This is a genomic window from Pseudomonas sp., assembly GCF_050739995.1.
Classification (GTDB): domain Bacteria; phylum Pseudomonadota; class Gammaproteobacteria; order Pseudomonadales; family Pseudomonadaceae; genus Aquipseudomonas.
The window spans coordinates 1-7548 of record NZ_JBOICG010000120.1 but is presented as its reverse complement, the minus strand read 5'-3'; the positions used below and the strand labels follow the sequence as shown (position 1 = coordinate 7548).

9 protein-coding genes and 3 pseudogenes are annotated in these 7548 nt (G+C 51.5%); 6 read left to right on the top strand and 6 right to left on the bottom strand.

The genetic code is table 11. From position 1 onward, the window contains the following. Positions 1-809, top strand: an 809-nt coding sequence (locus ACRESD_RS04195; protein WP_431749768.1) for an IS3 family transposase, incomplete at its 5' end; no start/stop codon positions are given. Positions 810-823: 14 nt separating this feature from the next. Here the strand turns inward: ACRESD_RS04195 and ACRESD_RS04190 are convergent. Together ACRESD_RS04190 and ACRESD_RS04185 are read right to left on the bottom strand one after the other, a co-directional pair. Next, positions 824-1219, bottom strand: a pseudogene (locus ACRESD_RS04190) (GNAT family N-acetyltransferase); the annotation flags it as partial. Positions 1220-1457: 238 nt separating this feature from the next. Next, positions 1458-1853: a RidA family protein gene (locus tag ACRESD_RS04185; RefSeq protein WP_431749767.1), complete on the bottom strand. Its 396-nt coding sequence runs from the start codon at positions 1851-1853 to the stop codon at positions 1458-1460. A 139-nt stretch (positions 1854-1992) separates the two neighbouring features. Here ACRESD_RS04185 and ACRESD_RS04180 point away from each other — a divergent pair, with 139 nt between their 5' ends. Further along, positions 1993-2913: a LysR substrate-binding domain-containing protein gene (locus ACRESD_RS04180; protein ID WP_431749766.1), complete on the top strand. Its 921-nt coding sequence runs from the start codon at positions 1993-1995 to the stop codon at positions 2911-2913. A 204-nt stretch (positions 2914-3117) separates the two neighbouring features. On the opposite strand, the pseudogene ACRESD_RS04175 reads toward ACRESD_RS04180, so the two are convergent. From ACRESD_RS04175 to ACRESD_RS04165, 3 genes and pseudogenes are all read right to left on the bottom strand, one after another. Beyond that, a pseudogene (locus ACRESD_RS04175) lies at positions 3118-3234 on the bottom strand (DnaT-like ssDNA-binding domain-containing protein); the annotation flags it as partial. 154 nt (positions 3235-3388) lie between these two features. Next, positions 3389-3640: a hypothetical protein gene (locus tag ACRESD_RS04170; protein ID WP_431749765.1), complete on the bottom strand. Its 252-nt coding sequence runs from the start codon at positions 3638-3640 to the stop codon at positions 3389-3391. 70 nt (positions 3641-3710) lie between these two features. Next, positions 3711-4838 carry a putative phage abortive infection protein gene (locus ACRESD_RS04165; RefSeq protein ID WP_431749764.1) on the bottom strand — a complete coding sequence of 376 codons (1128 nt, stop codon included), beginning with the start codon at positions 4836-4838 and terminating at the stop codon, positions 3711-3713. 167 nt (positions 4839-5005) lie between these two features. Here ACRESD_RS04165 and ACRESD_RS04160 point away from each other — a divergent pair. Then, positions 5006-5533 (top strand): annotated as a pseudogene (locus tag ACRESD_RS04160) (DNA cytosine methyltransferase); the annotation flags it as partial. A 108-nt stretch (positions 5534-5641) separates the two neighbouring features. Here the strand turns inward: ACRESD_RS04160 and ACRESD_RS04155 are convergent. Then, the gene (locus ACRESD_RS04155; protein WP_431749763.1) at positions 5642-6682 is read right to left on the bottom strand and encodes a GTP pyrophosphokinase; all 1041 of its coding nucleotides are present in this window, start codon (positions 6680-6682) and stop codon (positions 5642-5644) included. 103 nt (positions 6683-6785) lie between these two features. Between ACRESD_RS04155 and ACRESD_RS04150 the strand changes: the two genes are divergently transcribed. The 3 genes from ACRESD_RS04150 to ACRESD_RS04140 all read left to right on the top strand — a co-directional run. Then, positions 6786-7007 carry a hypothetical protein gene (locus ACRESD_RS04150; RefSeq protein ID WP_431749762.1) on the top strand — a complete coding sequence of 74 codons (222 nt, stop codon included), beginning with the start codon at positions 6786-6788 and terminating at the stop codon, positions 7005-7007. 2 nt (positions 7008-7009) lie between these two features. Next, on the top strand, positions 7010-7252 hold the full coding sequence (locus tag ACRESD_RS04145; RefSeq protein ID WP_431749769.1) for a DUF4224 domain-containing protein: 243 nt from the start codon (positions 7010-7012) through the stop codon (positions 7250-7252). Between the two features lies 1 nt (position 7253). Further along, on the top strand, positions 7254-7548 hold a 295-nt coding region (locus ACRESD_RS04140), incomplete at its 3' end, for a phage integrase Arm DNA-binding domain-containing protein (RefSeq protein ID WP_431749761.1).

Below are 7548 nucleotides of genomic sequence, written 5' to 3'. Positions count from 1 at the left end.
AAGTCCATCCCAGCGGTTATTACGCCTGGCTGTCTGAGCCGCAATCTGTACGCGCCAAAGACGACCAGCGACTGCTGGGTTTGATCAAGCATTCCTGGCTGGAGAGCGGCGGCGTTTATGGCTATCGCAAAGTCCATGACGATCTGCGCGAAGTCGGTGAGGATTGTGGTCGCCATCGTGTGGCGAGGCTGATGCGTCTTGAAGGGCTGCGCTCTCAGACAGGGTATCGACGTCGCCCTGGAAAGTACGGCGGTAAGCCAGCGGTCGCCTCACCCAATTTACTGAAGCGCCAGTTTGATGTCGTAGAACCCAACAAAGTTTGGGTCACCGACATCACTTACATTCGTACGTATGAAGGCTGGCTGTATTTGGCAGTGGTGCTGGATCTGTTTTCTCGTCAGGTCGTTGGCTGGTCAATGAAGTCGCAGATGACCAGTGATTTGGCCATTGATGCGTTATTGATGGCGGTTTGGAGGCGTAAACCGAAGCAAGAGGTGATGGTTCATTCCGACCAAGGCAGCCAGTACAGCAGCTCCGATTGGCGCAGCTTTTTGAAGGCGAACAATTTGGTTGCCAGCATGAGTCGCCGAGGCAATTGTCATGACAACGCCGTGGCTGAGAGCTTTTTCCAGCTTCTAAAGCGGGAACGGATCAAGCGGAAAATCTATTCCACGCGCGAAGATGCTCGTAGTGATGTGTTCGATTACATCGAGATGTTCTACAACGCAAAACGCCGGCATGGTTTCAACAATCAGCTGTCACCGGTAGAGTTTGAAAAACGTTACGCAATGAGCTTGCAAGGTGTCTAGAGAATCCGGGGCGATTCAGGCCTGACTAGCCCGTAAACTTCGGGCAAATAAAGCTGTTCAAATGCATATGTAAGCGTATCTCGTCCTAGCTGGGTTGCATAACCATGACCCCACGCTTCGACCGCGAAGCGATAACCCAGATTGACGCGCTGCTCAGTCAAGTAATCGTGGAGGGAAATGCCACCGAACCCAATTACGAACTCTGGCGCATCGCTCCTTGCAATAGCCCACACGCCGTATAAATGCTTGTCCCAATGCTCGATCCAACGCCTCAGTAAATCTTGTGCGCCTACAAGATCAGTCATTGGGCCTGCCGGGTTGAAAAGGTTGGTTTTGGGATCGCTATAAATAGTGAAAAGCCGCTGCACATCAAATAGTTGCGGCACTCTATAAATCAGGCGGTCCATCATGCTGAAACTCTCCAATGCCGACCAAAATTTCCGCTGTCTTAATCGCCTACTGTGGCACGGGACTGTAGCACTAGGGGCCAGATGCAAAAAGCCCAACGCGGGGCTGGGCTATTCCAAGGAGAGCTTTCGGGCACATGCGGACAGTCACTGAAGACAGAACTCGAGCGGCAACGAGATACGCGTTTTATCTGAAAACAAAAGGGTTTCGTTCGCCGGTCGGAGTGATGCTGATCCGTTTTTATGCCGGTAATTTGGCGATCACCTTGATCTCGAAGTCGAAGCCGGACAGCCAGGTCACGCCGATGGCGGTCACTGTCGAATAGGGCGCTTCGCCCCAGTACTCAGCCGCTACCTCCCAGATAGCTTCGAATTTCGAGTTGGGGTCAACCATGAAGATGGTCGTGTCGACCACATCGTCAAAACTACTGCCGGCCTCTGCCAGGATCGCGTTGAGGTTGGCGAAGGCCAAGCGAACCTGTGCTGCGAGGTCCGGCTCGGCCGAGCCATCCTTGCGGCTGCCGACCTGGCCGGATACGAACAAAAAGCCATTGGAGCGAATCGCTGGTGAGTAACGGTGCAATTCGTACAGTGCATGGCGGTCAGGCGGGAAAACAACATCACGTTTACTGGTCATGGCATAGCTCCTTCAGGACCATCGCGGCCCGTTGTTTAAGATGGAGCTACTGTAAAAAGCTCGCCGGCCTGGATAAACGAGCAACTCTGGTCATGATTGTTTGTAGAATCCAAACTATCCCGACCTTTTGAGGTGTGAAATGGACCGTTTCGATGCGATGCTGGCCTTCGTCCGAGTGGTGGAAACCGGCAGCTTCACCAAGGCGGCAGCCACCCTGCACATGAGCAAGACCAGCGTGACGCAACTCGTCCAACAACTGGAGGCGAGGCTGCGCGTGCGCTTGCTCAACCGCACCACACGCAAGGTCAACATCACTGCCGATGGCGCGGTCTACTACGAGCGCGTCATCCGGTTGCTGGCCGATATGGACGATGCCGAGACCAGCTTGTCCAGCGCATCGACTGCACCACGCGGCCGATTGCGGGTGGACGTGCCCAGCCCGCTGGCGCGCACGGTACTGATACCCGCCTTGCCAGGGTTCTACGCACGCTACCCGGAAATCCAGCTGACCATGGGCGTAAGCGATCGCATCATCGACATCATTGGCGAAAACATCGACTGCGTAGTACGTGGCGGTGAGATCACCGATCAGTCCTTAATGGCAAGGCATGTCGGGGACCTCAAGCTCGGCATTTATGCCGCACCAGACTACCTGCTGCGCTTCGGTAAGCCGGCGCATCCACGTGAGCTGGATGATGGCAGGCACACTACTGTCGGCTTTCTCTGGTCGCGTACAGGCAAAGCCTTGCCCTACGCGATGCAGCGAGGTGAGGAGATCATCGAGGTCCAAGGCCGCCCGCTGTTGATTATCGACGATGGCAATGCATACCTTGCCGCAGGTCTGGCTGGCCTGGGCGTGCTCTGGCTACCGCAGTACATGGCCAAACCGCACTTGTCCAGTGGCGAGCTGCTGCCGCTGTTTGAGGACTGGCACATGGAACCGATGCCGATGTATCTGGCATTCCCACCCAACCGTCATGTCAGCACCAAGGTGCGGGTATTTATCGACTGGGTGATAGAGTTGATGGCCGAACATGCACCAGTGGTTGCGAGAGGTTGATGCTGGAGGATCTCTCGGCCAAGGGGCGGCTAATGTGTGCTTACGCGAACGTTTAGAGTGGAAACTTTCGCCAATGATGGCCCAACGCATTTTGCAGTGCCGAGACGGCGCCTCTCTCTTCACGAATGGGCGGACGTTGCTATCTCGGTTCTTGTCGTCCTTCACCCACCGCACCAGCAGAGAAACCCACTTAGCCTGGAGTTGCGCCAGCCCAGTGATTTCGTGGTGGGCAGTGAACGGGGCGACCGCCTCCTTGGTGAACAGGTCGGTGGTGGCTCCGAAATGAACGCAGTACGCTCTCAGCAGATCAGCGTCGGGCATCCAGTCCAGCGTCATCTCGACCGGCGACTTTGGATCAACAGCAGATTCAGGTTCTTCCGGCGGCAGGTCTTCGAGTTCGCCGCCAGTGTCGCTGCCAGTAGCCGGAGTTTCTTCGCCCGCCTTGAGAGTGTGGTGTTGATCTTGATTCGGTGAATCAGGAATCAGGAATCAGGGCGTTATCTAACGATGGGCTAACAGGCTCTAACGATTCTTTAACGTTAAAAGCCTGACCGGTAACAGGAACCTTCCGTTGCGAGCCTGCGATGATGACGTTACCTTTCCGTTCATAAACAGTTAGATAGCCTTCAATATCAGGCAGCAAACTGTCTTTTTCAGTGCCGTGGGGGCTCTGGTGTTTTTGGAAATTGGTGATCTCAATGATGGAGAAGCCAGCCAGAAGTGACATTGCCGCCGTCACCAAGCCTGAACTGAACGATTCAGGCTATACACGTAATCAACAAACGGCTTGAGGGGTATCAAAGCTTATCTAAGTCATCATCGGCATTAGTTTCGTCAGAAACTCGTCCAAAGTCTGGCCCCTTATACTTTTGATACACAATATCAAATATCTGAGACTTAGTTATCTCCTCACTATCAGCAAAGGCAATAGGCTGATATAAACCTTTGATCTCCTCGCCCCTATAGGGGTCAGGAAATTCCATGCCTTTCAATAATGAGTATTTCTCTACGTAATACTTTAGCCCGGCACCTTTTTCGGTTAGACAATTAAGAAACAAACAACATTGCTCATCATTACTAAACTGCGCTCGAAGCATATTAGCATAAGCTCGCTGAGCCCCATACTGCCTAACTGCTTTACGGATACGCATACCAACCATCGTTCCTTCGCGGAGGCCGCTTGAACTTCCATAACCATCAATAAACTTTAATATTTGGTGTAAGTTTCTAAAGTAGCGCAACATCCCGATAGAGTAATTTTCAGAAAAAGCATCCACATTTCTAAGGACCAGATTCGAAACCTGCTGTCCATAGGTCACTCTAGGCAGGAAACTTGATCTCACCCAAGCAAAGCATTCTGCTCCAACTACCTTTTCTCTATTACCTTTAGGCTCTACGAATGCATACACAAACTGCTGGGAGTGCATGTCTAGCAAGCGAAAAAAAGTAGACTCAAAATTCTGCCGTTCAACTGCTTGGTTTTGTTTTTCGAAAATCATGCTTTGCAGCTTTTGAGTTTTATTCGCCTCCCTAGCCTCTTCGCGAGCTAGTGACAAATCGCGCCTTTGCAACACCAAGTTAATTAGAACCGCTATGAACGCAACAAAACTCAGAAGAGGATTGAGAATTCCTCCAACAAAATCTCCCAACTGCCCCCAATGCGCTGCAGTCTCATGAAATTTTACATCAACCCATGGAATATCATAACCAAACTGAAAATGCAGCACTACAGACGCAACTACCATTACAATTGGAATAACAGCAACCAAGGCCAAAAAATAAATATATTTATTACTTAACGCCTTCCAAATGCCCCTACATTTTAACTGGAAATTTTCCAAGTCCTCTTTTGAGAATATCTCCCACAAGTCCTCTACATTTCTCACTTCACTGTGTTCCTTTTTAGTTGCTAGGGAGACCCGCACCTTTGTCATTCCATTCAATGGGAAAAAATCATGATATCAAAAAACAATCATGGCTCACGCAGCTTAACGAGTCTTATCCACAATTTTGAGGCAAGGTCAGACTTTGCTACACCCCATCTCACAGCAGGTAGCTGACTCCCCTACTTAAACAATGTGAGGTCAACTCCATGTCTGTTACCTATGGAAGCGTATGCAGCGGCATTGAAGCCGCAACACAAGCTTGGCACACGATGAGCATGCGCGCCGCCTGGTTCGCCGAGATCGAGCCGTTCCCCTCGGCGGTCCTGGCCCACCACTATTATCCCGATGTTCCGAACCACGGCGACATGACCAAACTGGCGGCCCTGGTGCTGGCTGGCAAGATCCAGGCGCCGGGCGCTCTAGTCGACGGCACCCCGTGCCAGGCCTTCTCGGTCACCAGTATGCGCGAAGGCCTCACCGACCCTCGCGGTGCCCTCACCATCAAATACGTGGGGCTTGCAGATGTTCGTGCCGGCCAGCGAAAGCCCGCCAGCGTTATCGTCTGGGAAAACGACCCGACGTCCTCGGTGACAGAGGGAACGCCTTCGGAAGCTTTCTTGGCGCGCTTGCTGGGGAAGGACTGCGAGTTGCAGCCTCCAGGGAAGAAATGGCAGGACGCTGGTTGTGTGTATGGACCCAAAAGAACAATCGCGTGGCGGGCCTTGGACGCCCAAGAGAGTGCCCAGATGGCCGCGCTATAAGGCGATCGGAAACAGCAAAGCGGTACCGATTACACAATGGGTAGGCCAATGATCTGCAACGCGCTTTACCCAGTTTTTGTTTTAATCGATTCCATCTATCTCATCGTCTCGGAAGGCTTCCTTGAATGCATTGTGTTCGTCTTCAGGTAAATAAGTCTGAACCAAGATATCTTCGTTGTGGCTGAGCGCCCAACGTAACGGCACATTCGCGAGGTAGCGCCGCCAATCTGAAATTAGCATCCAATCACGAATTACACCATAAATAGTAGTAGTTACCCCCAACTCATTAGACTTACCAGCATAGTCGCCGGGGATAATTTCGTTTAAATCCGCAAGGGTAAAGATCCCAAACAATCGAAGCTCTTCAATCAGCTCACCCAAACCTTCTTTCAGATCAAGATGTTCCATAGGAAACTTATTCACTCTTGCCCACTCATCAATAAACTCCCCTAGATTAATAGAGGTTATTTCCATTTTCAGGTCGCCAGCAATCACCTCCCTCTGAACAGTTCTAATGTAACTATCAATTTCACTCGACAACTCATCGAATCCGCGATCAGCGAGTTCCAGCATGCCTGCGTATAAAAAAAGCTTCCTCTCTGCAGCAGGAGGCAGCTTCCCTGAAAATTTGTAATTTCTATCGTGAGCAAGCTCAGCCCATGCATGCTGAAGGACAGTTCTAACTTGAAACTCAAACTTTAGACCATCTAGACCTTCATACTCCGGAAGGTCTTTTCGTACAGGCCCCAGATCGCAAACATAATGCGAAGATCGATAGCCCATCTGATTAACCAAAAGAGAAGCATCTTTAATGCTGGAATTTTCCAGATCAACATTAAATGCCTCCCCTATCAATTCTGCGACACGAATAACTTGCGACTCAAAAAAAACTATAATCCTAATACCAGTCAAATCAGTTAGTTGTTTGACTGGATCCTTATACCCCTTTCTTTTTATTTTTTTCACTGCACTTTCATAGTCTTTCACTCTGCCAGTCACAGCAAGATAATCAATGCCGTTGCTTTTTAAAAGATTCTCCACAATGGAGGATACCGAACGCGCTAACAGTTCATGCTTAGGGAGGGTTTCCGCAAGCCAACTTCTTAAATCAACCGAGTTCAAAGAAGGATTCCTTTTCTTAATAGAGTGATTCGCACGTAAATTTAATCTAACTATAAAACAGCTCCCCCTTCAAAGTCAGCCGCTATAGCGGCAAGGACACCCCATGTTCGCAACGAAACTCACCCTGATCCTGCTGGGCGCCTTGCTGTACCTGGTAGGAACACTCGGCTGGCTCTTCTGGATCTGGCCTGACCTGCTCAGCACCGGCACCACCGAGGCACTGATCTACGCCTTCGTCGGCACCTGTATCTGGCTGCTGATCAGCTTCGGCTTCATCGTTCACATCATCAAGACATCGCGGCCCAGTTCGGGCGGTAGGAGGTAGGTATACAAGCTGAAATCTTGTCGGACGATGAACTCGCCGACCTCACCGGCTACAAGCGGCGATGTGATCAGCGCAAATGGCTCAAGGATCGCAACTGGGTGTTCGTTGAGAGTCGCGGCGGTCGGCCGCTTGTTGACCGCATGTACGCCCGTATGGAGCTGGGTATGGTCACCGCCACCATTGTCGACCCAAACCCACCCCCAGCGCGGCCAGCCTGGACGCCAGACTATTCCAGAGTGAACTGATATGCGCCCCCGCAACATTGAGAACAGGGACCTTCCGCCGGGAATGGTACGGCGCAAGCGCTACCGCAAGAACGGAAAGGTGTGGGTCGGGTATTACTACAGAGACGCGACCGGCAAGGAGATCGCCTTGGGCAGCGACCTGAGCAAAGCCCGCTTGAAGCGGGCCGAGCTTGAGGCAAAGGAAAAACCCTTAGACCTGACTGTGATGAAGGGGATCTTCGACAGATACGAGCGCGATGTCATACCCAAAAAGGGCGAGCGCACCCAGAAGGACAACCTGGCAGAACTTAAACAAC